The following is a 25575-nucleotide window of genomic DNA, read 5'->3' as shown; positions in this document are numbered from 1 at the left end:
GGCCTTTCCGGTCCCGGCTCGCCCAGAATGCTCCGATGACAGGTTTCTCCCGACGTCCGATCGCCGTGCTGGTTTGCTGCCTGTTTGCCGGCACGCAGGGGGTGCATGCGGCTGTGGGAGACCCTGCCTCTCTGGCAACGGAGGGGCGCGGAGCTGTTCAGGACGAGGTTGTCGTTCCGCTGAGACTGGAGCGCAGGCTGGTTGGCAGCGAGAGGAAGCGTTCAGCACCCAAGCTGGCTTCCGTCGGTAGCATCTTGCCGCTCACCGGTGCTGAGGAGCTTCCGCTATTCCTGGTTGCCGACCGGATGGAAGGTGCGGCCGACCAGCGTCTGGTGGCGGAAGGGAACGTCGAATTGCGCAAGTCGGGCATGACCCTGCAGACGGATCGGCTGACGTATCAACACGCTGACGACGAGATCGAAGCGATTGGCGCGGTTCGTTTGACTCGGGGAGCGGCCGAGATCGAGGCCGATTACCTGAAGATGAAGCTGAGCGAACAGCTGGGTTTTGCCGACAAGGCCCGCTACTCGGTCAGCAAGGAAGTCAGCAGCAGGTTCTATCAGGATACCTCGCAGGCGGTCGTCACGGTGACTGGTGCCGGCAACAGTGGCGCGCCGATGATGCTGAATGTCCCACGCGTATATGGCTTGCCGACCGACGCCCCTTCGCCGCGGGAGATTTCTGCCTCGGGAGTCGCCGAGCGGATCGATTTTCTCGGCGAGAACCACATGCGCCTGAATCAGGGGACCTTTTCCACCTGCAAGCCGTCGTCGCCCGATTGGTACCTGAAGGCCGGGGTTCTCGATCTTGATTATGATAGCGATTTCGGTCGTGCCGACGATGCCTCGCTGTGGTTCAAGGGCGTTCCCCTGTTCTATGCGCCGAAAGCCTGGTTCCCGATCAGCAGTGAACGTCGTTCCGGTTTGCTCAGTCCTTCGCTGAAACAATCCACGAAAACCGGCTTCGATGTTGCCTTACCCATCTATTGGAACATTGCACCCAATTACGATGCGACTTTCTATCCGCGCTACATGAGCAAGCGTGGTACTCAGCTGGGTATCGAGACGCGCTATCTGGACGAGTCGTTTGCCGGCGATATCCGTGCTGAATACATCGGTAATGACACCAGTGCGCGTCGTCAGCGCTACGCTTATACAGTCCGCCATCAGCACCAGTTGAGCGAGGCGGTTTCGGCTGCGCTCAACTGGAATGGCGTCTCCGACGATACTTACTGGGAGGACATGTCGTCGCGCCTGTTGCAGACTTCGCAGGTTCAGTTGGAGCGTCGGCTGGCGCTCAACTATGTACCCAGTCCCTGGCTGCAGACCTCGTTGCAGTTGTTGCGTTACCAGACCTTGCAACCGGATGCATCCAATCCGGTCGAGCGTCCTTATTTCCTTGAGCCGCAACTCAATCTGGTCGCCTATCGTCCGAACCTGGCGGGCATGGACTTCACCATGCTTGGCCAGTACTCGCGCTTCACGCACGACGATGTCGCCAACAAGGACAGGGGGGACCGTTTGGTGCTCTATCCGCAGATCAGCCTGCCGATCGTCAGCTCCGCCTTTCAGTTGACGCCGAAGCTGGGCTTGCACATGAGCAGCTATGCGATCGACCGCGCGACGCTGAATGGTGGTGGGCAGGAGCGGATTTCCCGCACGCTGCCGATTTTTTCCCTGGATTCGACGGTGGTTTTCGAGCGCCAGGGTACGGCGTTTGGCCGTACCTACTTGCAGACGCTGGAGCCGAGAATTTACTACGTACGCATTCCGTACAAGGATCAGAGCCGGATTCCGGAATTCGATACGGCGCTCAGCGATTTCAATTTTGCCCAGGTTTTCTCGGAAAATCGCTACAGCGGCCAGGACCGGATCAACGACGCCGATCAATTGACCGTCGCCCTGACCAGCCGGGTGATTGATGAGGCCACGGGGGCCGAGCGTTTCAAGGCCATGGTTGGCCAGCGCTATTATTTCTCCGGGCAGCGGGTTGCCCTGAAAAATGAGACTTCTCGTCCGGAAAAGTTTTCCAACCTGATTGCCTCGGTCAGCGGTCTGGTGGCGCCCAAAACCTATGCAGAAGGGACCTGGGAGTACAACCATGATCAGCATGCCAGCGATCGTTTCTCCGCCGGGGTTCGCTTCCAGCCGGACTACGGCAAGGTGCTCTCGGCTAGTTACCGCTATACCCGGGATCCCCTGACCAACAAGTCAGTGGTCGATCAGATCGATCTGGCAGGTCAGTGGCCGCTTGCCGCTCAGTGGTACGGGATAGGCCGTTTCAACTATTCTCTGCGCGACAAACAGGCGCTTGAGACCATCGGCGGCCTGGAATACAACGCCGGCTGCTGGGCGGTGCGCGGGGTCGTGCAACGCCTGGCAGCAACCTCGGGTTCGCCGAATACCAGTTTCTTCCTGCAATTGGAGTTGCAGGATTTCACCAGCATTGGCTCGAATCCCCTCGGTTTGCTCCGGCGCAGCATTCCCGGCTATGGTAAAACCAACGAATTGCCCAATGATCGCAGTCTGATATCCAACCAGTGATACCCATGCAAAAAACTTTCGCAATCCTGTTCGTTTTCATGTGCAGCCTGTTCGCCTCTTCCGTTCAGGCCCAGGAGCCGGTCGAAGCCGATTACATCGTCGCCGTGGTTGGTGACGGTGTCATTACCCGTAACGAGTTGCGGGCACGCCTGGCCGTAGCCCTGAAGCAACTGGAGCGACAGGGGACGCCCCTGCCCCCCCAGGATGTTCTCGAACGGCAGATGCTCGAACGCATGATCATGGACAGTGCGCAATTTGCCTATGCCAAAGAGAGCGGATTGCGCATCGATGACGTGCAGCTCGATCAGGCAATTGGTCGGATTGCGGCCAACAACAACATGAGCTTGGCGCAGTTCCGTGCCGCACTGCAAAAGGACGGCATCGGCTACAGCGAATTTCGCGAGGAAATCCGCGGCGAGATGATCATGGCGCGCTTGCGTGAGCGTGAGGTAGAGAGCCGTCTCGTGGTTTCGGACAGCGAAATCGACAACTACCTGGCCAATCAGGCAGCCAGTGGTGGCGGCGACGAATACCGACTGGCTCACATCCTGTTGCGGGCGCCGGAATCGGTGACGCCGGAGCAACTAGCCAAGTTGCGTCAACGTGGCGAACAGGCGCAGGCCCGGGCGCGTGCCGGCGAGAATTTTGCCGAATTGACGGCAGTCTACTCCGATGCCCCCGATGCTCTGCAAGGCGGGGAGCTCGGCTGGCGGAAGCTGGATCGTTTGCCGCAACTGTATGCCGAAGCAGCTGCGCGTCTGCAGGCCGGCGGCGTCAGCGACTTGCTGCGCTCATCGGCCGGTTTCCACATCGTCAAACTGCTCGACAAGCGCGGCGGCAATGCGCCGGCTTCGGTCATGCAGACCAATGCCCGTCATGTCCTGATCCGGGTCAACGAGGTTGTGTCCGAAGCCGATGCCCGTCACCGCCTCGAAGCCGTCCGTGAGCGCATCGTCAACGGCATGGATTTCGCCGAGCAGGCGCGGCTTTTCTCGCAGGATGGCTCTGCGGCCAAGGGCGGCGACCTCGGCTGGTTGAATCCGGGCGACACCGTGCCCGATTTCGAGCGGGCGATGGATGCCCTGAAGCCGGGCGAACTCAGCCCGGTCGTCCAGTCGCCGTTCGGCATGCACCTGATCCAGGTCATCGAACGTCGTGAGCGCGATGTCTCGGCCGAACGTCAGCGCTCGGTCGCCCGTCAGGCGATCCGCGAGCGCAAGCTCGACGATGCCTACCAGGACTGGCTGCGTCAGTTGCGCGACCGCACCTACGTCGAAAACCGCCTGGAGCAGCAATGACCGCACCGGTGATCGCCGTTACCAGCGGCGAGCCGGCCGGCATCGGTCCCGAACTCTGTCTCGAGCTTGCCGGCTGGTCCGGCGAAGGGCGTCCGGTCGTTCTCGGCGACCGCGAGCTGCTCGCTCAGCGTGCCGCCATGCTTGGCCTCGACATCGTCCTGCGCGACTATTTGCCCGCCGTTCCGGCCGCGCCCGGCACGCTCGACATCATTCATTTGCCGCTCGCCAAGCCGGCCGAAGCCAGTATCCTTGATGCCGCCAACGGGCCTTACGTGCTGGCGCTGCTCGACCGCGCGCTGGCCGGCTGCCAGTCCGGCGAATTCGCCGCGATGGCAACGGCGCCGGTGCACAAGGGCGTGATCAACGACGCCGGCGTCGCCTTCACCGGCCACACCGAATACCTGGCCGACAAGACCGATACGCCGCTGGTGGTGATGATGCTCGCCGGCGATACCGAACGCGGCCCGCTGCGCGTCGCGCTGGCGACCACGCACCTGCCGCTCAAGGACGTGCCGGCAGCGATTACCGGCGAACTGCTGGAACGCACGCTGCGCATCGTCGACGCCGATCTGAGCGGCAAGTATGGCATCGCCGAACCGCGCATTCTGGTCGCCGGGTTGAATCCGCATGCCGGCGAGGGCGGTTATCTCGGCCGCGAGGAAATCGACATCATCGAACCGGCGCTGGCCCGGCTGCGCGGCGAAGGCCTGCAACTCTCCGGCCCGCATCCCGCCGACACCATGTTCACCCCGCCGGTGCTCGCCGGCGGCGACGCGGTGCTGGCGATGTACCACGACCAGGGCCTGACCGCGCTCAAGTACGCCACCTTCGGCAACGGCATCAACGTCACGCTCGGCCTGCCGATCATCCGCACCTCGGTCGATCACGGCACCGCACTGGCCCTCGCCGGTACCGGCCAGGCCGATGCCGGCAGCCTGTTCGCCGCGGTCAGCGAAGCGGCCAGAATGGCGCAACGGGCAACTGCAAGGAAGCAAGCATGAAGGGACACGTCGCCCGTAAGCGGTTTGGTCAGAATTTCCTGATTGATCAGGGCATCATCGGCGCCATCGTTTCGGCGATCAATCCGGCGCGCACCGACACCGTCGTCGAGATCGGCCCCGGTCTTGGCGCCATCACCATCCCGCTGCTCGAGCGCGTCGACCGTCTGCACGTTGTCGAGATCGACCGCGACCTGATCGCTCGCCTGAAAAAACAGCATACACCCGAGCGCCTGAGCATCCACGAAGGCGATGCGCTGGCTTTCGACTTCGCCAGCATCGGCAGCGACCTGCGCCTGGTCGGCAACCTGCCGTACAACATCTCGACGCCGCTGCTCTTCCACCTTGCCAGCTATGGCCAGCAGGTGCGCGACATGCACTTCATGCTGCAGAAGGAAGTCGTCGAGCGCATGGTCGCCGAACCCGGCTGCGCCGACTACGGCCGGCTGTCGGTGATGCTGCAGTACAGCTTCTGGCTGGAATGGCTGATCGACGTGCCGCCGGAGAGCTTCGATCCGCCGCCCAAGGTCGATTCGGCGGTCGTCCGCCTGATTCCAAAACCGCCGGAACAGCTCAATGCCCGCGATCCGGAGCGTCTTTCGGCGCTGGTCCAGGCCGCTTTCGCCCAGCGCCGCAAGATGCTGCGCAACAACCTCAAGGGCATCCTCGACGATGCCGGGTTTGCCGCGCTCGACATCGCCCCGACGCTGCGCCCGGAAGACCTGCCGGTCGAGGATTACGTGCGCATCGCCAACTACCTGACGAACTGATCCGTTCCTGGCAGGTGATCCTGCCCGGCTAAGCGCAAAGAAGGTGGTCGGCGCGGATTACCCGGTTGCGGCCGTTGCGCTTCGCCTCGTACATGGCTGCGTCGGCCTCGTTGTAGGCGGTTGCGAAGGCGGCTCCGGCCGGCATCCAGCTGACGCCGAAGCTGGCAGTGATCCGACTGGCATCGGGCAATGAAAAATCATGGTTGGCGATCATGCTGCGCATGCGCTCAGCAATTTCTTGCGCCTGCAGGTAATTCTGTTGCGGCAGGATCACCGTGAATTCTTCGCCGCCTACCCGACCGATTTCGCCGGGGATTTCCAAGGTTCGCTGCAGGCAATCGACCACTCCGCAGATGACAGCGTCCCCGACTGGGTGGCCGAACCTATCGTTGACTTGCTTGAAGTGGTCGATGTCGAGCACGATCATTGCCATCTCGTTCCGAGCCAGGAAGCGTTCGCCGCGCTCGATGACGGCTGCGCGGTTCAGCGCACCGGAAAGCGAGTCGTGAGTCGCTCGATATTCCAGTTCCCTGGCCAGATCGGCGAGTCGATGGTTGAGCCGGTTCATTTCCAGCTCCTGGCGGTCGCTGTGGCGGATCAACCGGCGGGTTTGCCGCAGCAGTTGATCGTAGTGGCCGACCAATTCGCCAAGCGCAGTACGGTAGATGTCTGTCTCGCCAGCTTCAACGTTGTACACCGCACGGGCGGACATCAGGGCGCAGTTCTCCTGGTCGAACAGATCCGGATTTGACTGAGACATGGTCGTGCTAGGCGGTTTTCTCTGGATGATCAAAGAAGGTGATCAGGGGGAAATCGATATGCAACTCCTGGCCAAATTCAAGGATCGTGTCGTCCTCTTCGTCGTGGTACCAGTTGAGCACGATCTCATTGCCCGCAGTTACCGCACTGTTGAATGCTTCGAAAATGTTGAACAGCATTTTGGTGCTGGAACTATTGAAGTAGGCCAGGGAGATGTCGACGGTGATGCGGGTCTGGCTGCAATTGCCCAGGTATTCACGCAGGCGCTTGATGATTTCGCCATAAAAGGCGGCGGCATTTTCGGGGTAGGACTCGCCGCGTATGCTGAGGTGGTGTTTGGCAAAGTCGAAATTCACTTCCGGGGAGCTCGGTGTGGCGCCGATATACAAGGTTTCCATTCTAATTTCTCGCTATTGTCGTATCTGTGCTCAGACAGTGGCCTTGAGATTGAACATTACCGTCCCTGGGTGCGCCTCCAAGGGTTGGAAATCGAATTCCAGGGGCTCGCTCGAGTCGCGTGCCACCGTCAGGAAGCCCAGGCCGGCACCCTTGCTTCCTTCGGGCGTCTCGGCACGCAGCGACGCTCTGCATGCTTGCTTGATTTCTTCCAGAGTCATGCTGCGCAGTGACTGCAGGCGCTCACGCAGCCCTTCTGCGGCTGCAGCATCAATCGGATTTGCACATTGCAGCAGGTATTGCCCTTCCTTTTCGCAGATGCACACTGAGCCGTGACGCATTTCGTGATTGTCCTGATCGCTTGGGGTTAGCGAATCAGCCGAATAATGGATGATGTTTTGTGCCATCTCGACGAAAGACGAAAACAGTTTGCGGCGGGTCGAGCTGTTTACCCCGCTCATCTCCAGTTGCAGTCTGACGGCATCGGCCATGGCGGCTACGACGTTCTGCGAGAAGTAGCCAACGTAGTAGAAAATTACCCGTTGCTGGCATGCAAGTTCGAAGGAGGCGCTGAAATCTTTGGCGAGGTGGAGCGTGTTCATTGGGGTTCCTGTACCCGGAAGCAGAAAAAGGTAACATCGTCACGGCGATGGTTGTGGCCCTGCCAGTCGTTCAGTGCCTGCTGCATGGCGCGGTTGATTTCGTTGCACGGGCGATCGCGTTTGGACAGAATCAGGTCGCGAATGCGGCGCTTGCCGAAAGCGATCGACTTGGGGCCGCCAATCTGGTCGATCAGGCCATCGGTGGTGACGAAAACAAGGCTACCGGCATGCATCTGCACCGTCCGCTTCTGCCAAGTGAAATCCAGGCCGCTGTCGACGTAGCCGACACATTCTCGGTCGCCGTCCACCATCTCCACGCCATCGGCGCCCGGATGCAGCACGAACAGGCTGGTTTTTGCCCCGGCGAACAGCAATTGGCGGGTGCTGGCGTCGTACCAGAAGCATGCGGCATCCATGCCGTCATCGGATTCAGGCGTTTCGTCCTGTCCGTTGACCTGGCCAAGCATCTGCTTGATTCCCCGGTTGACACTGCACAGCAATAACGACGGGTCGGTCGGTCCATGTTGATCAATGGCCTGGCCCAGGCAACTGGAGGCAATCAAGGTCATGAATGCGCCGGGAACGCCGTGGCCAGTGCAATCGGCCACCGTGCCGAACCAGCCATCGTGTCGTGCAACGAAGTAATAGAAGTCGCCCCCAACGACATCGCGCGGTTCCCACACCAGATCAGCATCGTTCAGCGTGTGCTGCATGGTGTCACGGGAGGTGCGCAGCATGGAGCGCTGAATCACACTCGCGTATTCGATGCTGTGCATGATCTGGCGATTGCGGGCAGCCTGCATGTCGGCCACCACTCGCATTAATTGCAAGCCGTGACCGATGCCTGTAAAACGACCGTTATCGGTGATGATGAAGCCGTCACCCAAGGCCTTTTCTCCATAATTCACTGCCCTGAAGGTCAGCGTCTCGATGTCCATGTCGGCTTCAACCACCAGGGGTTCCTTGTCCATGAAGGCGATCGAGCTCTTGCGGCTGTATACCTCTTTGTGGAAGGGCTTGTTCATCTGCGTCAGGAAAATCCCGCGGTTGATCAGGCCGATTGGCTTGCCATTGTCAGTCACCGGTAGACTGGTCAGATCGCGGTATTTGGAGAAAATCTCCATGACCCGTTCGTTACTGTCTTCAGCGGTCACAGACGGCGTCGGGACGCAAAGATCCGCAGCGCTTGGCTGCTGGAAACGTGGACGGTAATCGGGCAGGCGGTGGGTCGGTATGTCCAAGGTCGGCGTTCCGTGGGCTTAGCGTTGCTGGAATTCGCCGCAGTCTACGCAGTTAATATGTCCAACCAGTGACAAGCAGGGCCTAGTCGTCCTGCACAATAAAAAAACCCGCCGCAGCGGGTTTTTGTCGGAGCGAGGCTGCTCAGTCCTTCTTCAGCGGGCAGGTATTCAACCCGATCAGCGGATACAGCGGGCACCAGCCCATCAGACCGGTGGCCAGGGGGACGATGCCGATCCACGCCCAGACCGGGCCGCCGGTGAGTGCCCAGGCGATCAGGGCGATGCCGGCCACGATGCGCAGGATTTTGTCGATGCCGCCAACATTGCTTTTCATGATGTGTTCTCCAGTGATTGAATGACGACGCCAATGTAAGCGCGGCGCGCCGTTCAGTATGTAACCTGGGTCACACAGCGGCAAGTTTGTTCAGGCCGTCGCGGTCGGTCACGGTCAGGTGCTCGCGACCGAGCGATACCAGGCCCTGCGCGGCGAAGCCCTTGAGCAGTCGGCTGACGATCTCGCGCACGCTGCCCAGTTCGTCGGCCAGTTGCTGGTGGGTGACGTTCAGGGTGTCGCTCTGGCGGGCCAGGATCAGCTTGGCCAGGCGCTGGTCGAGACGAGCGAAGGCGACTTCCTCGACCAGTTGCATCAGTTCGCCGATGCGTTCGGCGAATAGGTGGAAGACGAAATCGCGGAAAGGTGCGTGGTCGACCAGCAGCCGGGCGAATTCGCCGACCGGCAGAAGCAGCAGCGACAACGGTGTTTCGGCGATGCCGCGGGCGTTATAGTCGCTGCGGCCGAGCAGGCAGGATGAGGAAATGATGCACGAGCCGCCGGGGACGACCCGGTAGAGCATCAGTTCGCGGCCGCTGGCGGCCTGCTTGACGACCTTGATGCTGCCTGCCAGCAGTAGTGGAAACCCCGCGCAGGGCTGGTTTTCGGAGAACACCGTGGTGCCGGCTGGCAGATTCGCGGTCGGCGCCTGCAGCAGTTGTGCGATGCGCGCTTCGGGCAGGCCGGCAAGTGCCGGGTAGAGCGTCAGCAATTGCTCGCGATCAAGCAGGATCGGCATCGTTTCAGCTCAGCGTTGCCCACACCGGGGCATGGTCGGACGGTCGTTCGCGCTTGCGCGGGCCGCGGTCGACGCCGGCTGCGGTGCACCGCTCGGCGAGCGGGCCGGAGAGCAGGATGTGATCGATGCGCAGGCCGAGGTTCTTCTGGAAGCCGAGCATGCGGTAATCCCACCACGAGAAGGTCTTTTCCGGCTGCTCGAACAGGCGGAAGCTGTCGGACAGGCCGAGTGCCAGCAGGCGGCGGAAGGCGGCGCGTTCCGGCGCGGAGACCAGGATGCAGTCCTGCCAGCGCTTGGGGTCGTGTACATCGCGGTCGTCGGGGGCGATGTTGTAATCGCCGCACAGCGCCAGTTGCGGGTACTGCCGCAGTTCACCGTCCAGCCATTCGGCCAGCGCATCGAGCCAGCGCAACTTGTATTCGTATTTGTCGCAGCCGACTTCCTGGCCGTTGGGCATGTAGGCGCAGACGACGCGAATGCCATCGACGGTGCCGGAGATCAGGCGTTTCTGCTCATCCGGAAACAGCGGATTGCCGCAGACGACATCGGCGATCGGCGAGCGTGCCAGCAGGGCGACGCCGTTGTAGGTCTTCTGCCCGGAGAAGGCGACGTGGTAACCGGCAGCCTCGATTTCGGCGCACGGGAAGTTGTGGTCCTCGAGCTTCAGCTCCTGCAGGCAGACGACGTCGGGCGTGGCTTCGGCCAGCCAGTCGAGCAGATGCGGCAGGCGGACCTTCAGCGAATTGACGTTCCAGGCAGCGATCTTCAAGGCTTGCCTCCTGCGGCTTTCGGGTAGCCGGCGAGGTCGAGCAGGTTGTCGTAGGCGGTACGCGAAAAACCGCGATGGAATTCGCGGCCGACCTTCATCGTCGGCACGAAGACGTCGCCGATCAGCCGCTTCAATTCGTCGAATTCTTCCGGCGTCTTCACCATCTTTTCGCTGTAGGGAATGTTGCGGGTCTTGAGCAGTTCGCGCGCCTGCTGGCATTCCGCCACGCACTCGGCGGCGGTGTACAACAGCACCGGGTGCTTTTCGGCGGCCAGGCGGGTGGCGAAGGGCAGGCCGTCATCGGGCTGGGCCTTGCCGCCGGCCTTGGCGACATTGCGTGCCTGGCCGGGCGGCGGTGTGTCGGAGACGATGGTGCGGCCGTTGGCATCGGTCCACCGGTAGGTCTGGGCCTGTGCCAGACCGCAGCACAGCGCCAGGCAGAGGACGAGCAGTCGTTGCATGGTTTTCTCCCTGAGCGAACTTAGGCGGCAATCATACCGCTATGGCGCAACAGTGCGTCGGGGCTGGGCTCGCGGCCGCGGAAAGCCTTGAAGTTGTCGAGCGCTGGCCGTTCGCCGCCGCGCGACAGGATTTCCTCGAGGAAACGCTTGCCGACCACCGGGTCGAACGGGTCGCCCGCCTCCTCGAAGGCCGCGTAGCAGTCGGCCGACAGCACTTCCGCCCACTTGTAGCTGTAGTAGCCGGCCGCGTAGCCGCCGCCGAAGATGTGCGAGAAGCTGTTCGGGAAACGGTGCCACTCGGGCGGAATGAGCACGGCGACTTCGCGGCGGACTTCGTCGATGACATCCATCACCGTCTTGTCGCCCTTGGGGTCGAATTCGTAATGCAGGCGCATGTCGAAGATCGAGAATTCGATCTGGCGCACGGTCATCATGCCGCTCTGGAAATTCTTCGCTGCCAGCATCTTGTCGTAGAGCGCGCGCGGCAGCGGTTCGCCGGTTTCCACATGGGCGGTCATGCCCTGCAGCACGTCCCATTCCCAGCAGTAGTTTTCCATGAACTGCGACGGTAGCTCGACGGCATCCCACTCGACGCCGTGGATGCCGGAAACGCCCAGCTCCTCGCCGCGCGCCAGCAGGTGATGCAGGCCGTGGCCGGTTTCGTGGAACAGGGTGATGACTTCGTCGTGCGTGAAGGTCGCGGGTTTACCGCCAACCGGGCGGGCGAAGTTGCAGTTGAGGTAGGCGATCGGCTTCTGGATGCCGCCGCCCGCCCGCTTGCGCGAGCGCGCCTCGTCCATCCAGGCGCCGCCGCGCTTGGTTTCGCGGGCGTAGAGGTCCAGGTAGAACTGGCCGACCAGGTCGCCGGCCGGCGTCTCGATGCGGTAGAAGCGCACGTCCTCGTGCCACACCGGCGCCTTGTCTTCCTTGACCTTGACCGTGAACAGACTTTCGATGACCTGGAACAGGCCGGCGATCACCTTGGGTTCGGTGAAGTACTGCTTCACTTCCTGTTCGGAGAAGGCGTAGCGCGCCTGCATCAGCTTTTCGGAAGCGTAGGCGGCGTCCCAGGGCTGGAAGTCGGCCAGGCCCAACTCGTCGCGGGCGAAGGCCTTCAGTTCGGCGATGTCCTTCTCGGCGAAGGGCTTGGCTTTCTTCGCCATGTCGCGCAGGAAGTCGAGCACCTGCGCCGGCGTATCGGCCATCTTGGTATACAGCGAGACCTCGGCGAAGTTGTTGAAGCCGAGCATGGCCGCGTCCTCGGCCTTAAGTTCGAGGATGCGCTTGATCAGCGGGCCGTTGTCCCATTCCGGCTTCGAGTAGCCGTTGTCGATCTCGGCGGCGCGGGTGGCGTAGGCGCGGTACATGCGCGCGCGCAGCTCGCGGTTTTCGGCGTATTGCATCAGCGGGCCGTAGGACGGCGCGTGCAGGGTGAATTTCCAGCCCTCGACACCGGCTTTCTCGGCGGCTTCGCGGGCGGCATCCCTGGCGTAGTCGGGCAGGCCGGCGAGCAGGGCTTCATCGGTGACGATCTCGGCGAAGGCATTGGTCGCGTCGAGCAGGTTTTCCGAGAATTTGGCGGAAAGCTGCGACAACTCTTCCATGATCGCCTGGAAGCGCGGTTTCTGGTCTTCCGGCAGTTCGGCGCCGCCGAGACGGAAATCGCGGATCTCGTTATCGACGATCTTCTTGCGCTCGGCGGAGAGCGTGGCGTATTCCGGGCTCTGCTTGAGTGCCCGGTACTTGTCGAACAGCTTCAGGTTCTGGCCGAGTTCGGTGTAGAAGCGCGAGACTTCCGGCAGCATCTCGTTGTACGCCTCGCGCCAGGCCGGCACGTCGTTGACCGAATGCAGGTGGCCGACGACACCCCAGGCGCGGCCGAAACCTTCCAGGCCTTCGCTCAGGGCCCCGGCGAAGTCGGCCCAGGTGGCGGGTGTGCCGTCGGCGGTCAGGCGTTCGACCAGGGCGCGGCCGTCGGCCAGCAATTGCGTGATCGCCGGTTTGACGTGTTCCGGCTGGATCAGGTCGAAACGGGGCAGGTCGGTGAAATCGAGCAGGGGATTGGTGGTCGTCATGATGGTCCGGGGGCAAGAAAAAGGGGCGGTCGTGGCCGCCCCGGGTTATTGGCGTCAGCGTCCTATTCTACTAGCTCGCGGTAAGCGTGCCACGACGCATGACCGAGCATCGGCATCAATACGATCAGGCCGAACAGCAGCGTGGCGAAGCCGGTCAGTGTCAGGATCACGATCAACACCGCCCACAGTGCCAGCGGGCCGGGGTTGGCGGCGACCGCGCGCAGGCTGGTGGTCATGGCGGTGACCGGATCGCAGTTCCGGTCCATGATCATCGGTACCGAGACGACGGCCAGCGAAAAGACGAAGGCGGCGAGCAGGGCACCGACGATAGCCCAGGTGGCGACAAAGGCCAGGTGTTCGCCGCCGATCAGGATTTCACTGAGTAGCGCGCTGCCGGCAAAGGCGCCGCCGCCGCTGAGCAGGGCGAAGGCAATCGCCGTGAAGCGTTCCCACAGTAGCGCGGTCAACGCCAGCAGCAGGCCGAACAGCGCCAGCGACTGGCCGTTGCGCCGGAAGGCGCGCAGCGATTCGATGAACAGCGGTTTCTCGCCCTGTTCGCGGGCCCGGCTGAGTTCGTACAGGCCGCCGGCGAGTAGCGGGGCGACCAGGAAGAAACCGGAAATGGCGAAAGTCAGCAGGTGTGGATGGCTGACCAGCGAGAGCAGGATCAGGTCGCCGCCGAGCGCGAACAGCAGGCCGTAGGCCAGCGAGGGCAGGGGGTTGTGCCGGATGTCCTGCCAGGCGGCCTCCAGCCAGCGGCTGGGGGCACGGGCATCAATGCGGCGGATGGCGACAGCGCTGTCGCCAGGGGTGGAAAAGACGGTGTGCATGGCTGGACTCCTCGGTCGAATCAGACACACCTGTCGGACTGCGGCGGCCGGGAACGGTTCCCGGCGCTTTGTTACAGTGTTTTACCGGTCAGCTTTTCGTAGGCCTCAATGTACTTGGCGCTGGTCCGGGCGACGACTTCGGCCGGCAGCTTCGGCCCGGGAGCAACCTTGCCCCAGTCCAGCGTTTCCAGGTAATCGCGGACGTACTGCTTGTCGTAGGACGGCGGGTTGCTGCCTTCGGCGTACTGGTCGGCCGGCCAGAAACGCGACGAATCCGGGGTCAGCGCTTCGTCGATCAGGTGCAGCGTGCCGGCGGCGTCGATGCCGAACTCGAACTTTGTGTCGGCAATGATGATGCCGCGCGTCGCCGCGTAGTCGGACGCTTCCTGGTACAGGCGGATGGCCGCGTCGCGCGCTTCGGCGCAGAGCTGGGCGCCGGTCTTGCCGGTACCCTTGAGCATGTCGTTGAGCGTCGCGTCGCAGTTGGCGGCAGCTTGATCGAAGGACACGTTTTCGTCGTGATCGCCGACTTCCGCCTTGGTTGCCGGCGTGAAGATCGGCTGCGGCAGCTTCTGCGCCATCTTCAGGCCGGCCGGCAGCGCGATGCCGCAGATGGCGCCGGTCTGCTGGTAATCCTTCCAGCCGGAGCCGATCACGTAGCCACGGACCACGGCTTCGATCGGCAGCGGCTTCAGGCGCTTGACGACGACGGCACGGCCACGCACCTGATCGCGTTCGTTCTCAGCCACCACCGATTCCGGATCGACGCCGGTGAGCTGGTTGGGAACGATGTGACCGAGCTTGTCGAACCAGAAATTGGCGACGGCCTGCAGGACTTCGCCCTTCTTCGGAATCGGGTCCGGCAGGATGACGTCGAAGGCCGACAGGCGGTCGGTGGTGACGATCAGCAGCTTGTCGGCGTCGACCGCGTAGATGTCGCGGACCTTGCCCTTGGACAGGAGCGGCAGGCTGGTGATGGAAGATTCGAAAAGCGGAGCGGTCACGGTCGTGGTCCCGAAAGATCAAAGGGCGAATTATAAGGGAGGGGCGCGGCCAAGGCACCGGGCAGCGATTGATGCATAATCTTCCCATGAGCACACACCACCCTCACGCGCTCCTTGGCGCCGATCTCCGTTCCGTCATCTACGCCCTGTCCGATGCCCTCGATCTGGTCGGTATCGACGATCTGGCGCACGGCAAGCGCGTCGGCATCATGGCCGCCGAGTGTTTGCGTAGCCAGGGGGTGAGCGATGAGGAAACGCGTTTCATCTTCGACCTTGGCCTGCTGCACGATATCGGTGTCTCGTCTACGGTTACCCATGGTCATCTGGTCAAGGAATTCGACTGGGAGAGCTCGCAGAAGCATTGTCTGACCGGCTACGAACTGCTGCGTGATTTCGCGCCGCTGGCCGACATGGCGCAGCCCGTTCGTCTGCACCACACGCACTGGGCCGACCTGGTCCAGCGCGACCACGACCGGCAGGTGCTCCTGCAGGCCAACTTGATCTACCTCGTCGACCGGGTCGATGCGCTGTCCGCGCCGCATTACGCTGACGGCAGCCTGTTGATGCATACCGAGCGTATCCGGGGTGAAATCAGTGCGCGCTCGGGCAGTTTTTTCGCGCCTGAACTGGTCGATCTGTTCCTTGAAGCGTCGCGCTCGGAATCCTTCTGGCTGAACCTGGAGCCGCGCAGCATCCAGACCTACCTCAACGACATGCGCACGCGCGGGCGCCGCCATGTGATGAACATCGGTGAGCTGAAACAACTGGCGACCATCTTCTCGCGCATCGTCGACGCCAAGAGCCCGTTCACCGCCGAACATTCGCTCGGTGTCGCCCGGCTTGCCCGCTGGCTGGGCGAACGTTGCGACCTGCCGGTGGCGCGTTGCGAGCAGCTGGAAATTGCCGGTCTGCTGCACGATATCGGCAAGCTGAGGGTGCCGGACGAAATCCTCGACAAGCCGGCCAAACTCGACGAGCGCGAGCGCAAGGTGATGAATGCGCACAGCTTCGAGACCTACCAGATACTCAAGCCGATTCCCGGCTTTGACGAGATTGCGCTGTGGGCGGCGTATCACCACGAGTCACCCGGCGGCGACGGTTACCCCTTCCGGGTGAGCGCCGAGCGCCTGTGCCTGGAAGCCCGGATACTGCGCGTCGCCGACATCTTTCAGGCGATGGCCCAGGACCGTCCGTATCGCACCGGCCTGCCGGCGGAAAAAGTTGCGGCATTCATGCAGGAACTGGTGGACCAGGGACGGGTCGATGCGGATTTGGTGGCCTTGACCCTGGCCGACCTGCCGGCCGCGATGGCAGCAGCCAAACCGGCGGGCTGAATCGACTCAGTGGCCGCCGGTTTCCTCGGCGGCGAGCTTGCGGCGCATGCGCCGGGTGCCCCAGGCGACCAGGCCGGCGATGACTGGGATCGAAACGGCGGTGATCACGTCGGTGTTGAGGTGGTGCAGGTCCTTGCTGCCCTTGGCCAGGTACTGCACCAGTTGCGATCCGTAGTAGGTGAGCACCACCACCGACAGGCCTTCGACCGTTTCCTGCAGGCGCAACTGCAGTTTGGCGCGGCTGTTCATCTGGGTCAGCAGTTCCTGGTTCTGGCGCTCGAGTTCGATGTCCACACGGGTGCGCAGCAACTGGCTGTTGCGCGCGACGCGCGCCGACAGTTCTTCCTGACGGCGGCTGATCGCCTCGCAGGTCTTCATCGCCGGCAGCAGGCGGCGCTGCATGAATTCGTAGAGCGTCGGCAGGCCGGGGATGCGCGTCTCGCGCAGTTCCTCGATGCGTTGCGCGACCAGCCCGTGGTAGGCGCGCGAGGCGCCGAAGCGGAAGGTGGTGCGGGCGACCGAGTTCTCGACGTCGGCAGCCAGCGCCGACAGTGCGGCGAGAACGCTGCGCTCGTCCTCCGGATTCTTGGCCTCGCCGATGCGTTCCATCAGCTCGGCCAGCTTCTTCTCGCCGGTGTACAGCCAGGCGCCCACTTCCTTGGCCACCGGCAGGCCGAGCAGCGCCATCATCCGGTAGGTCTCGATCTCGACCAGGCGTTGCACGGTGCGGCCGGCCTGGCGCTGAGTCATGCCGTCGTTGAGGACGAGGAAGCGCGAGAAGCCGTTGTCGATCTTGAAATCGGTGAACACCCAGGCCGCGTCGTCGGCGACGCGGGCGCCACCGAGCGCCCGACCGCTCGGCGAGAGACCGGCGAGGACCGATTCCGGGCTGATTTCGGCGGTCGATCGCAGCTCGACATGGGTTGCTACCATCAGCTTGCCCGGGATGCCGCCCAACCACTCCGGATGCACCGCGTCGAAGGCGGTGACGTCGGGGTGCAGCGTCTCGCCCGGCGTCAGTTCGCGATAGAAGGTGTAGGTTGAGAACTCGGTGTGCAACTCCCAGCGCATGCGGAAGGCGCCGGTTTCGATCATCAGGTGCGAGTCAGAGCTGTCGATCGAGTTGCAGACGTGGCCCTGGCACAGCTTCGACAGGTTGGCCCGTTCCGCCTCGGCGGTCGTCGCCGCGTGCTTGAAGACCAGGTGCGAGACGAGTACGGCGCCGCTCAGCGCGGTCGATGGACGAGCGTGGAACTCGTTGTTCAGGCGCTGGCGGAGCGGGTGTTCTTCCAGTTCGGCGAGTATCAGGCGCGGGTGCATGACCGTCTCGGGGCAAGGGTTTGGTGCGGTGCAGCAGATTGTAGCACCGGGTTTTGCCGCCGTGCCCGCTTCCCCGAGAAAAGACAAAGGCATGCAAAAGCGCGCCGCTGGCGCCAACGGGCTTTAGAATACCGGCCGAATCCACGGAGAGTTTCGATGGCCATCATCCGCACCCTGTTTTTCTTCGTCGGCCTGTTGCCGGCTTTCGCGCTGGCGCAGGGGCTGGCTTTGCCCGCCGGGGCCGAGACGCCGCGTCTCAGCGTGGTCGCCGACCCGGGCGCGGATTACCGGATGGCCTTGCGATATTTTGCCGGCGAGGGCGTTGCGCCCGACAATGCGCGCGGACTCGAATACCTGCGCAAGGCGGCCGAGGCCGGCCATGCCGAGGCGCAGTTCAACCTGGGCAACTACCTCAACATGTTCCAGGCCGATTACGCCGGCGCGGCCCACTGGTGGCGACTGGCCGGTCGCCAGGATCATCCGGCGGCCCTGTTCAACCTCGCCGAACTGCTGGCCGCCGAACTGGTTCCGGCGCAAGCCGGTGAAAGTGCGGCAAGTTACTACCAGCGGGCGGCTGCGCTGGGGTTTGTCGCCGACGCGCCGCCGCCGGCCGCCGAGCTCAAGGTGCCGCCGGCAGAACCGAAAATGGCTGCAGTCAGCGCCCCGCCAACGGTCGTTGAAGCACCGGTGAACCCACCGCCCGAACCCGAACGGATCTCGGCTCAGCCGGTGCCACCGGCCGGCGATCCGGCCACCGCCGCCTGGTTGGCTGCACCCGTCGACGCGGCAACGATCCAGGTTTTTGCCTCGATCAGCCAGACCGAGACGCGGGCTGTCGCCCGGCGTCATCCCTGGCAGCGTGAGCTGGCCTTGCTGACCTTCGAGCGCGACGGGCAGCGTTGGTACGCGCTGCTTTACGGGCGCTTTGCCGATGTCGCTGCGGCCCGCCGGGCGATGCCGGAATTGCCGGCGGCCCTGCGCGCCGGCAAACCCTGGTCGCGCCGGCTCGGCGACGTTCGTGCGCAAACGCAGATGACGCTGCAGGCGCTGCCGGGAAAGCGCTGAGATGAGCAGCGACCTGATCGCTGATCGCCTGCAAGAGGACGCCGCAGCCCGCCGGCGCGCACTCGAGCTCGCTTCCTTCATCGTCGAAGCGCCGGCCGGCGCCGGCAAGACCGAGCTGCTGACCCAGCGCACGCTGCGCCTGCTGGCCATCGTCGACGCACCGGAAGAAGTGCTGGCGCTGACCTTCACCAACAAGGCGGCGACCGAGATGCGCGACCGCATCCTCGGCAGCCTCGAAGCGGCCACCTGCGACGCCGGCGAGCTGGCGCCGCACAAGCTTGAAACGCGCAAGTGGGCGCTCGCTGTCCTGGCCCGCGACCGCGAGCTGGGCTGGAACCTGCTGGCGCATCCCGGCCGGCTGCGCGTCACCACGCTCGACGCGCTGTGCGCCGGGCTGGCCCGGCAGATGCCTTTCCTCTCCCGCTTCGGCGCTCAGCCGGCGGTTACCGACGATGCCGAGGCGCACTACGCGACGGCGGCGCGGCGGACGCTGGCCATGGTCGAGGCCGACACGCCCGACGCCGCCGTCGTCGCCGCAGCGCTGGCCTTCATGGACAACGACGCCGGTCGTCTCGAACGCCTGCTGGTGAGCATGCTCGGCCGGCGTGACCAGTGGCTGCAGCACGCCGCCCGCGTCGACGGCGGCGTCCTGCGCGACGAGGTCGAAGCTGGTTTCGCCGCGCTGGTCGAGCGCGAGCTGGCGCGCGCCGCCGCCTTGCTCGACGCCGCCTGGCAGGCGCGGCTGGCGCCGCTGGCCCGCTTCGCCGCCGCCAACGCGCCGGAAGTGCTGGCGCCGCTGCTCGACTGGCAGCAGCCTTTATGCCCGCACAGTGCCGACCTCGCCGCCTGGCGCGCGCTGGCCGGCCTGCTGCTGACCGCCGACGGCGGTTTCCGCAAGGCGTTGAACAAGAACGTCGGTTTCCCGGCCGGCAAGGAATTCGCCGAGCAGAAAACGGCGATGGCCGGCCTGCTCGCCGAACTGGCCGACGTGCCCGGGCTGGAAGCCGCGCTCGCTGGTATCGGCGGGCTGCCGGCACCGGTGCTGAGCGACGCCGAGTGGTCGACCGTCGAAGACTTCTCGCGCCTGCTCCGGCTCGCCGCCGGCCAGTTGTGGCTGGCCTTCCAGGAAGCCGGCGAAGTCGATTTCATCGAGATTGCCGCCCGCGCCGGGCTGGCGCTTGGCGACGACGAGGCGCCGACCGACCTCGCCCAGGCGCTCGACTACCGCATCCGTCACCTGCTGGTCGACGAGTTCCAGGACACCAGCCCCGGCCAGGTCGCCCTGATCGCCCGGCTGATGCGCGGCTGGACGCCGGACGACGGACGCACGCTGTTCGTCGTCGGCGACCCGATGCAGTCGATCTACCGTTTCCGCAAGGCCGACGTCGGGCTCTTCCTCAACGTCCGCGCCCGCGGCATCGGCGACCTGCGCCTCGAACACCTGCGCCTGTACCGCAACAACCGCTCCCACCCGGCCATCGTCGATTGGGTCAATGGCGCCTTCCCGGCGATTTTTCCGCCGGCCGACGACCCGGCCGCCGGCGCCGTCTGCTACGCCGAATCGACGGCGACCAAGACGGCGGTTGCCGACAGCGGCGTCGTCCTGCACCCGGTGTTCGAGCGCGGCGACGGCGCTGCCGCCGAGGCGGCGCTGACGCTCGAACTGATCCGCGCCGCCCGGGCGGCCGACCCGCAGGGCCGCATCGCCGTGCTGGTGCGCGCCCGCCGCCACCTCGACGGCCTGGTCGAGGCGATCCGCCGTCAGTCGCCGGAACTGCGCTTCCAGGCGGTCGAGATTGAAGGCCTGGCCGAGCGCCAGCACATCCAGGACCTGCTCAGCCTCTACCGTGCGCTCAGCCACCGCGCCGACCGCGTGCACTGGCTGGCGATCCTGCGCGCGCCGTGGTGTGGGCTGACCCTGGCCGACCTGCACGCGCTCGCCGGCAACGACCGACAGCGCACCGTCTGGCAATTGATCAACGACGAGGCGCGGCTGGCCGCGCTCAGCGCCGACGGTCGCCAACGCCTGCAGCATCTGCGCGAGGTCGTCGGCCTGGCGTTGGCCGAGCGTGACCGCCAGCCGCCGCGGCGCTGGCTCGAAGGCGTCTGGCTGATGCTCGGCGGCCCGCGCTGCCTGGAAGCGCCGGCGGCGCTGGCCGATGTGGAGGCCTTCTTCGCCCTGGTCGAACAGCTTGCCGCCGCCCACCGCCTTGACCCCGAGACGCTCGCCGCGCGTGTCGGCGAACTCTACGCGCCGGCCGACCCGCTCGGCGACGCGGTGCAGATGATGACCATCCACAAGGCCAAGGGGCTGGAGTTCGAAACGGTGATCGTGCCCGGCCTGCATCGCGACACCGGCAACAACGACAGCCCGCTGCTGCTCTGGGACGAAGTGCTCGGCGCCGACGGCCGCGAGCGCCTGCTGGTCGCGCCGCTGCGCGCGCGCGGCGAACGCGCCGACGAGCCGACCGTCTACGACACCCTGCGCCGCCTGGAAAACGCCCGCGCCGCGCACGAAACCGAGCGCCTGCTCTACGTCGCCGCCACCCGGGCGATCCGCCGCCTGCATCTGGTTGGCGTCGCCGAACTCAGCGACAAGAGCGACGACGGCCTGCGTCAGCCGCCGTCCGGCAGCTTCTTGCGCCTGCTCTGGCCGGTCGTCGGCCAGGCCGTTTTCGCCGCAGCGCTGGCCGGCGATGCGCCGGCCGACATCGTCCCGGCCGAGGATGGCTCGACCTTCGTTCCGCCGCTGTTGCGCCTGGCCGAGCCGGCGATACCGGCCGAACTGGCGCGACCCCCGTCACGCCCGGCTGCCAACCGCATCGACACGGCCGACGCCGCAACCGCCGCCACGCCGGAAGCAGCAGTCGGCACGCTGGTGCATCGCTGCCTCGAACTGATCGTCCGCCAAGGCCTCGCCGCCTGGCCCCCCGAGCGTTTGCCCGGATTGGTCGACGGCTGGCAGCGCTGGCTAAGCGCCCAGGGCCTGGACGCCAGCCAGGCCAAAGCCGGCGCCGACGAAGCGCTGAGCGCGCTGCAAACGACGCTGACCTCCGCCACCGGCCGCTGGCTGCTCGCCGACCATCCCGGCGGCGCCGCCGAACAGGCATGGACCAGCCGCGATGGCGAACTGACCATCAAGCACGTGATCGACCGCGTATTCATCGCTGACGGCGTGCGCTGGATCGTCGACTACAAGACCGTGCGCGCCGCGCCGGAAGAACTCGCTGACCGTGCCGAAAGCTTCCGCCCGCAGCTCGAACGTTACGCCGCGCTGTTCGCCGACGAGCCGCAGCCGCTCAAGCTGGCGGTGTGGTTCGTGCTGCAGGGGCGGTTGGTGGTGCTGTCTCCCACCGCTTAGGCGCGCCGCATCTCCTGACATATACTTTCCCCAGCAGCAGATTGCCAATCTGCGTGATTCACAAGGAGTCTGACTTTGGGTTACTTTCCCGGTGTGCTTGGCCTAGTGGCCGTGATTGGCTTGATCGTCTTCTTCTGGCGGCAATATGGACCGACTTCGGGACATGCCGTCGGCAACCGGGTGGCGGCGCATTTCGGCATCTCGCGTAGTGTCTTTTACGCGCTGCTGGAAAATGGCGTTCGGGACGTTTCGTCCCGCGATCTGTTGTTGTCGCTGGATCGCTCCGGCTTGAGCCTGGAAGAAATCGGCGTTCGGCTGGCGCCGTCGTTGAGCCGGGGAATCGAGCGGTTGGAAAAACGCTTCGGCCCGCAGGACATCTACGCCGACGCAAAACTCGTCGTCGCCCGGCTGCTTGCCGCTGCTGAGCCAAGCGACGAGGCGGCGTCAGCCGAGGGTTAAGGCCACAGCACGCAGGCCCAGACTGTCGCTGCATTGACCAGCGACAGCAGCACGGCGGCGCTGCCCATGTCCTTGGCGCGCTTGGCGAGTTCGTGCTTTTCCGGCGAGGCCTTGTCGACCACGGCTTCGAGGCCGGAGTTGAGGATTTCGACGATCAGGATGAGCAGGATGCTGCCGATCATCAGCGCCCGGTCGACGCCGGTTTCGCCGAGAAAAACGGCGAGCGGGATGGCGACGATGGCGAGCAAGGTTTCCTCGCGGAAGGCGGCCTCGTTCTTCCAGGCGGCGGTCAGGCCGTCGCGCGAGTAGCCCAGCGCGTTGAACAGCCGGACGAGACCCTGCTTGCCCTTGAATTCCCTGTAATCGCTCACTTTTTCTTTTCCAGCAGCGGCTTGAGGAAGCGGCCGGTATGGCTGGCTTTGCATTTCGCCACCTGTTCCGGCGTGCCGGCGACCAGGATGCGGCCGCCGCCGCCGCCGCCTTCGGGGCCGAGGTCGACGATCCAGTCGGCGGTCTTGATCACGTCGAGGTTGTGCTCGATGACGACGATGGTGTTGCCGTGGTCGGCCAGGCGGTGCAGCACTTTCAGCAACAGTTCGATGTCGGCGAAGTGCAGGCCGGTGGTCGGTTCGTCGAGGATGTACAGGGTGCGGCCGGTGTCGCGCTTGGACAGTTCGAGCGCCAGCTTGACCCGCTGCGCCTCGCCGCCGGACAGCGTGGTCGCCGCCTGGCCGAGGGTGATGTAGGAGAGCCCGACATCGACCAGGGTCTGCAGCTTGCGGGCGACGACCGGGACCGGGTCAAAGAATTCGCGTGCCTGCTCGACGGTCATGCCGAGGATGTCGTGGATGTTCTTGCCCTTGTACTGGATCTCCAGCGTCTCGCGGTTGTAGCGCTTGCCGTGGCAGACGTCGCAGGGCACGTAGATGTCGGGCAGGAAGTGCATCTCGACCTTGATCATGCCGTCGCCCTGGCAGGCTTCGCAGCGGCCGCCCTTGACGTTGAAGCTGAAGCGGCCCGGGCCGTAGCCGCGCGCCCGGGATTCCGGCACCTGCGAGAACAGTTCGCGGATCGGCGTCAGCAGGCCGGTGTAGGTCGCCGGGTTGGAGCGCGGCGTGCGGCCGATCGGCGACTGGTCGACGTTGATCACCTTGTCGAACAGGTCGAGACCGAGGATTTCCTTGTGCGGCGCGGGTTCCGTGGTCGAACCGTAGAGGTGCCTGGCGGCAGCGGCGTAGAGCGTGTCGTTGATCAGCGTCGATTTGCCCGAGCCGGAGACGCCGGTGATGCAGGTGAACAGCCCGCCGGGAATCTCCAGCGTGACGTCGCGCAGGTTGTGGCCGTAGGCGCCGACCACCTGCAGTTGCTTGTCCGGGTTTGGCGGCCGGCGTTTCTGCGGCACGGCGATTTCGCGTACACCGGACAGGTAGGCGCCGGTCAGCGAGGCCGGGTTGGCGGCGACCTGCGCCGGCGTGCCTTCGGCGACCACCGAGCCGCCGTGCACGCCGGCGCCGGGGCCGATGTCGATGACGTAGTCGGCGGTGCGGATGGCGTCCTCGTCGTGTTCGACGACGAGCACGGTGTTGCCCATGTCGCGCAGGTTGCGCAGCGTCTGCAGCAGGCGGTCGTTGTCGCGCTGGTGCAGGCCGATCGACGGCTCGTCGAGCACGTACATGACGCCGGTCAGGCCGGAGCCGATCTGCGAAGCCAGGCGGATGCGCTGCGCCTCGCCGCCGGACAGCGTCTCGGCCGAGCGTTCGAGGCACAGGTAATCGAGGCCGACGTCGATCAGGAAAGTCAGCCGGGCGGTGATTTCCTTGAGGATCTTGTCGGCGATCTGCGCTTTATGGCCGGGCAGCTGCAGGCAGTTGAAGTAGTTGCGCGCCTCGCCCAGCGGCAGGCGGCTGATCTCGTGCAGCGTCTTGTCGCCGACGCGCACGTGGCGGGCCTCGACGCGCAGGCGGGTGCCGTTGCAGGTCGGGCAGGTCGAATTGCTGATGTACTTCGACAGCTCCTCGCGCACGGCGTTGGAGTCGCTCGCCCGGTAACGCCGTTCGAGGTTGGGGATGATGCCCTCGAAGCTGTGGCTGCGGTCGAAGCGCGTGCCTTTCTCGTTGGCGTAGCGGAAGTTGATGGCGGTGCTGCCGGAGCCGTAGAGGATGATCTGGCGGACGTCGTCGGAAAGTTGCTCGAACGGCGTGTCGACCGTGAAATCATAGTGCTCGGCCAGCGATTCGATGATCTGGAAATAGAACTGGTTCTTCTTGTCCCAGCCGCGAATCGCGCCGGCGGCCAGCGACAGGTGCGGCGCCGTGACCACGCGCTTGGGGTCGAAGAACTGGATGACGCCGAGGCCGTCGCACTTCGGGCAGGCGCCCATCGGGTTGTTGAACGAGAACAGGCGCGGTTCGAGTTCCTGCAGCGCGTACGAGCAGACCGGGCAGGCGAACTTGGCCGAGAACAGGTGTTCCTGGCCGGAATCCATCTCCAGCGCGATGGCCCGGCCCTCGGCGTGGCGCAGCGCGGTCTCGAAGGATTCGGCCAGGCGCTGGCGCATGTCGTCGCGCACCTTCAGGCGGTCGACGACGACATCGACGTTGTGCTTCTGCGACTTGGCCAGCTTGGGCACGGCGTCGAGTTCGTACACGGTGCCGTCGACGCGCACGCGGGCAAAGCCCTGGGCGCGCAGTTCGGCGAACAGGTCGAGCTGTTCGCCTTTACGGTTGGCGACGACCGGCGCCAGGATCATCAGCTTGGTTTCGGCCGGCAGCGCCAGCACGTGATCGACCATCTGCGACACGGTCTGCGCTTCCAGCGGCTTGTCGTGGTCGGGGCAGTAGGGCGTGCCGGCGCGCGCGTAGAGCAGGCGCAGATAGTCGTGGATCTCGGTGACGGTGCCGACGGTCGAGCGCGGGTTGTGGCTGGTCGCCTTCTGCTCGATGGAAATCGCCGGGCTCAAACCTTCGATCAGGTCGACATCGGGCTTTTCCATCAACTGCAGGAACTGCCGGGCGTAGGCCGACAGCGATTCGACGTAGCGCCGCTGGCCCTCGGCGTAAAGCGTGTCGAACGCCAGCGAGGACTTGCCGGAACCGGACAGGCCGGTGATCACGATCAGTTGATCGCGCGGCAGGTCGAGGTTGATGTTCTTGAGATTGTGGGTGCGGGCGCCGCGGATGCGCAGGGTTTCCATCGCCGTCTTTTTTGCGTGGGTTGGGGA

General features: G+C 64.6%; 22 protein-coding genes. 8 read left to right on the top strand and 14 right to left on the bottom strand.

Annotated elements, in window-relative coordinates; all coding sequences use genetic code 11:
* The first annotated feature begins 35 nt into the window (after positions 1 to 35).
* From AADV58_RS16080 to rsmA, 4 genes are read left to right on the top strand one after another with little or no spacing between them, the layout of a single operon-like run.
* Entirely contained in the window at positions 36 to 2543 is a 2508-nt protein-coding gene (locus AADV58_RS16080) for an LPS-assembly protein LptD (RefSeq protein ID WP_081700102.1), read from the top strand.
* A gap of 5 nt (positions 2544 to 2548) precedes the next feature.
* On the top strand, positions 2549 to 3841 hold the full coding sequence (locus AADV58_RS16075) for a peptidylprolyl isomerase (RefSeq protein ID WP_088177952.1): 1293 nt from the start codon (positions 2549 to 2551) through the stop codon (positions 3839 to 3841).
* Positions 3838 to 4842 (top strand): 4-hydroxythreonine-4-phosphate dehydrogenase PdxA, encoded by a 1005-nt coding sequence (gene pdxA, locus AADV58_RS16070; RefSeq protein WP_028994271.1) that lies wholly within the window; start codon positions 3838 to 3840, stop codon positions 4840 to 4842. Before AADV58_RS16075 ends, pdxA begins: the two co-directional genes overlap by 4 nt.
* Positions 4839 to 5609 carry a 16S rRNA (adenine(1518)-N(6)/adenine(1519)-N(6))-dimethyltransferase RsmA gene (gene rsmA / locus AADV58_RS16065; RefSeq protein ID WP_341743703.1) on the top strand — a complete coding sequence of 257 codons (771 nt, stop codon included), beginning with the start codon at positions 4839 to 4841 and terminating at the stop codon, positions 5607 to 5609. The genes pdxA and rsmA overlap by 4 nt, the downstream gene beginning before the upstream one ends.
* A gap of 28 nt (positions 5610 to 5637) precedes the next feature.
* On the opposite strand, the gene AADV58_RS16060 is transcribed toward rsmA, so the two are convergent.
* The 11 genes from AADV58_RS16060 to AADV58_RS16010 all read right to left on the bottom strand — a co-directional run bounded on the left by AADV58_RS16060 (position 5638) and on the right by AADV58_RS16010 (position 14816).
* A complete protein-coding gene (locus AADV58_RS16060) occupies positions 5638 to 6369 on the bottom strand; it encodes a GGDEF domain-containing protein (RefSeq protein WP_028994273.1) in 732 nt (243 codons plus the stop codon).
* Between the two features lie 7 nt (positions 6370 to 6376).
* Positions 6377 to 6766 carry a DUF1987 domain-containing protein gene (locus tag AADV58_RS16055; RefSeq protein ID WP_341743702.1) on the bottom strand — a complete coding sequence of 130 codons (390 nt, stop codon included), beginning with the start codon at positions 6764 to 6766 and terminating at the stop codon, positions 6377 to 6379.
* A gap of 30 nt (positions 6767 to 6796) precedes the next feature.
* Positions 6797 to 7366, bottom strand: coding sequence for a SiaB family protein kinase (locus AADV58_RS16050; protein WP_028994275.1), 570 nt, complete (start codon positions 7364 to 7366; stop codon positions 6797 to 6799).
* Positions 7363 to 8607, bottom strand: a complete 1245-nt coding sequence (locus AADV58_RS16045) for a SpoIIE family protein phosphatase (RefSeq protein WP_028994276.1) — start codon at positions 8605 to 8607, stop codon at positions 7363 to 7365. The genes AADV58_RS16050 and AADV58_RS16045 overlap by 4 nt, the downstream gene beginning before the upstream one ends.
* 142 nt (positions 8608 to 8749) lie before the next feature.
* Positions 8750 to 8941: a YgaP family membrane protein gene (locus AADV58_RS16040; protein WP_028994277.1), complete on the bottom strand. Its 192-nt coding sequence runs from the start codon at positions 8939 to 8941 to the stop codon at positions 8750 to 8752.
* Between the two features lie 70 nt (positions 8942 to 9011).
* The gene (locus AADV58_RS16035) at positions 9012 to 9677 is read right to left on the bottom strand and encodes a Crp/Fnr family transcriptional regulator (RefSeq protein ID WP_043420884.1); all 666 of its coding nucleotides are present in this window, start codon (positions 9675 to 9677) and stop codon (positions 9012 to 9014) included.
* Between the two features lie 4 nt (positions 9678 to 9681).
* Positions 9682 to 10446 carry an exodeoxyribonuclease III gene (xth, locus tag AADV58_RS16030; RefSeq protein WP_028994279.1) on the bottom strand — a complete coding sequence of 255 codons (765 nt, stop codon included), beginning with the start codon at positions 10444 to 10446 and terminating at the stop codon, positions 9682 to 9684.
* Entirely contained in the window at positions 10443 to 10907 is a 465-nt protein-coding gene (locus AADV58_RS16025) for a glutaredoxin family protein (protein ID WP_051295289.1), read from the bottom strand. Before AADV58_RS16025 ends, xth begins: the two co-directional genes overlap by 4 nt.
* A gap of 20 nt (positions 10908 to 10927) precedes the next feature.
* Positions 10928 to 12982, bottom strand: coding sequence for a M3 family metallopeptidase (locus AADV58_RS16020; protein WP_028994280.1), 2055 nt, complete (start codon positions 12980 to 12982; stop codon positions 10928 to 10930).
* A gap of 62 nt (positions 12983 to 13044) precedes the next feature.
* On the bottom strand, positions 13045 to 13812 hold the full coding sequence (locus AADV58_RS16015) for a DUF2189 domain-containing protein (protein WP_028994281.1): 768 nt from the start codon (positions 13810 to 13812) through the stop codon (positions 13045 to 13047).
* 71 nt (positions 13813 to 13883) lie between these two features.
* Complete coding sequence (locus tag AADV58_RS16010; RefSeq protein ID WP_028994282.1) at positions 13884 to 14816, bottom strand: phosphoribosylaminoimidazolesuccinocarboxamide synthase; 933 nt, start codon at positions 14814 to 14816, stop codon at positions 13884 to 13886.
* A gap of 86 nt (positions 14817 to 14902) precedes the next feature.
* Here AADV58_RS16010 and AADV58_RS16005 point away from each other — a divergent pair, with 86 nt between their 5' ends.
* Positions 14903 to 16150, top strand: a complete 1248-nt coding sequence (locus tag AADV58_RS16005) for an HD-GYP domain-containing protein (protein WP_341743701.1) — start codon at positions 14903 to 14905, stop codon at positions 16148 to 16150.
* A 6-nt stretch (positions 16151 to 16156) separates the two neighbouring features.
* On the opposite strand, the gene AADV58_RS16000 is transcribed toward AADV58_RS16005, so the two are convergent.
* Positions 16157 to 17470, bottom strand: coding sequence for a DUF3422 domain-containing protein (locus AADV58_RS16000; protein WP_341743700.1), 1314 nt, complete (start codon positions 17468 to 17470; stop codon positions 16157 to 16159).
* A gap of 156 nt (positions 17471 to 17626) precedes the next feature.
* Between AADV58_RS16000 and AADV58_RS15995 the strand changes: the two genes are divergently transcribed.
* The 3 genes from AADV58_RS15995 (at position 17627) to AADV58_RS15985 (ending at position 22355) form a co-directional block, all read left to right on the top strand.
* Positions 17627 to 18535, top strand: coding sequence for an SPOR domain-containing protein (locus tag AADV58_RS15995; RefSeq protein ID WP_341743699.1), 909 nt, complete (start codon positions 17627 to 17629; stop codon positions 18533 to 18535).
* 1 nt (position 18536) lies between these two features.
* Positions 18537 to 21896 carry a UvrD-helicase domain-containing protein gene (locus AADV58_RS15990; RefSeq protein WP_341743698.1) on the top strand — a complete coding sequence of 1120 codons (3360 nt, stop codon included), beginning with the start codon at positions 18537 to 18539 and terminating at the stop codon, positions 21894 to 21896.
* A 75-nt stretch (positions 21897 to 21971) separates the two neighbouring features.
* Positions 21972 to 22355: a hypothetical protein gene (locus tag AADV58_RS15985; protein WP_341743697.1), complete on the top strand. Its 384-nt coding sequence runs from the start codon at positions 21972 to 21974 to the stop codon at positions 22353 to 22355.
* Here the strand turns inward: AADV58_RS15985 and AADV58_RS15980 are convergent.
* Together AADV58_RS15980 and uvrA are read right to left on the bottom strand one after the other, a co-directional pair.
* Positions 22352 to 22726 (bottom strand): diacylglycerol kinase, encoded by a 375-nt coding sequence (locus AADV58_RS15980; protein ID WP_341743696.1) that lies wholly within the window; start codon positions 22724 to 22726, stop codon positions 22352 to 22354. The two genes, AADV58_RS15985 and AADV58_RS15980, sit on opposite strands and share 4 nt — an antisense overlap.
* A complete protein-coding gene (gene uvrA / locus AADV58_RS15975) occupies positions 22723 to 25548 on the bottom strand; it encodes an excinuclease ABC subunit UvrA (RefSeq protein ID WP_341743695.1) in 2826 nt (941 codons plus the stop codon). The genes AADV58_RS15980 and uvrA overlap by 4 nt, the downstream gene beginning before the upstream one ends.
* Positions 25549 to 25575: the final 27 nt, after the last annotated feature.

The sequence above is a fragment of the Azonexus hydrophilus genome, assembly GCF_038368255.1.
GTDB classification, from domain to species: Bacteria; Pseudomonadota; Gammaproteobacteria; order Burkholderiales; family Rhodocyclaceae; genus Azonexus; species Azonexus hydrophilus.
Note: the sequence above shows the minus strand (reverse complement) of the source record. Positions and strands in the feature narration are given on the sequence as shown.

What these genes read in the sequence shown, in the direction of transcription:
- AADV58_RS16080 (WP_081700102.1), top strand. Translation starts at nt 36, where the DNA reads ATGACAGGTTTCTCCCGACGTCCGATCGCCGTGCTGGTTTGCTGCCTG.
- AADV58_RS16075 (WP_088177952.1), top strand. Translation starts at nt 2,549, where the DNA reads ATGCAAAAAACTTTCGCAATCCTGTTCGTTTTCATGTGCAGCCTGTTC.
- pdxA (WP_028994271.1), top strand. Translation starts at nt 3,838, where the DNA reads ATGACCGCACCGGTGATCGCCGTTACCAGCGGCGAGCCGGCCGGCATC.
- rsmA (WP_341743703.1), top strand. Translation starts at nt 4,839, where the DNA reads ATGAAGGGACACGTCGCCCGTAAGCGGTTTGGTCAGAATTTCCTGATT.
- AADV58_RS16060 (WP_028994273.1), bottom strand. Translation starts at nt 6,369, where the DNA reads ATGTCTCAGTCAAATCCGGATCTGTTCGACCAGGAGAACTGCGCCCTG.
- AADV58_RS16055 (WP_341743702.1), bottom strand. Translation starts at nt 6,766, where the DNA reads ATGGAAACCTTGTATATCGGCGCCACACCGAGCTCCCCGGAAGTGAAT.
- AADV58_RS16050 (WP_028994275.1), bottom strand. Translation starts at nt 7,366, where the DNA reads ATGAACACGCTCCACCTCGCCAAAGATTTCAGCGCCTCCTTCGAACTT.
- AADV58_RS16040 (WP_028994277.1), bottom strand. Translation starts at nt 8,941, where the DNA reads ATGAAAAGCAATGTTGGCGGCATCGACAAAATCCTGCGCATCGTGGCC.
- AADV58_RS16035 (WP_043420884.1), bottom strand. Translation starts at nt 9,677, where the DNA reads ATGCCGATCCTGCTTGATCGCGAGCAATTGCTGACGCTCTACCCGGCA.
- AADV58_RS16025 (WP_051295289.1), bottom strand. Translation starts at nt 10,907, where the DNA reads ATGCAACGACTGCTCGTCCTCTGCCTGGCGCTGTGCTGCGGTCTGGCA.
- AADV58_RS16020 (WP_028994280.1), bottom strand. Translation starts at nt 12,982, where the DNA reads ATGACGACCACCAATCCCCTGCTCGATTTCACCGACCTGCCCCGTTTC.
- AADV58_RS16015 (WP_028994281.1), bottom strand. Translation starts at nt 13,812, where the DNA reads ATGCACACCGTCTTTTCCACCCCTGGCGACAGCGCTGTCGCCATCCGC.
- AADV58_RS16005 (WP_341743701.1), top strand. Translation starts at nt 14,903, where the DNA reads ATGAGCACACACCACCCTCACGCGCTCCTTGGCGCCGATCTCCGTTCC.
- AADV58_RS16000 (WP_341743700.1), bottom strand. Translation starts at nt 17,470, where the DNA reads ATGCACCCGCGCCTGATACTCGCCGAACTGGAAGAACACCCGCTCCGC.
- AADV58_RS15995 (WP_341743699.1), top strand. Translation starts at nt 17,627, where the DNA reads ATGGCCATCATCCGCACCCTGTTTTTCTTCGTCGGCCTGTTGCCGGCT.
- AADV58_RS15990 (WP_341743698.1), top strand. Translation starts at nt 18,537, where the DNA reads ATGAGCAGCGACCTGATCGCTGATCGCCTGCAAGAGGACGCCGCAGCC.
- uvrA (WP_341743695.1), bottom strand. Translation starts at nt 25,548, where the DNA reads ATGGAAACCCTGCGCATCCGCGGCGCCCGCACCCACAATCTCAAGAAC.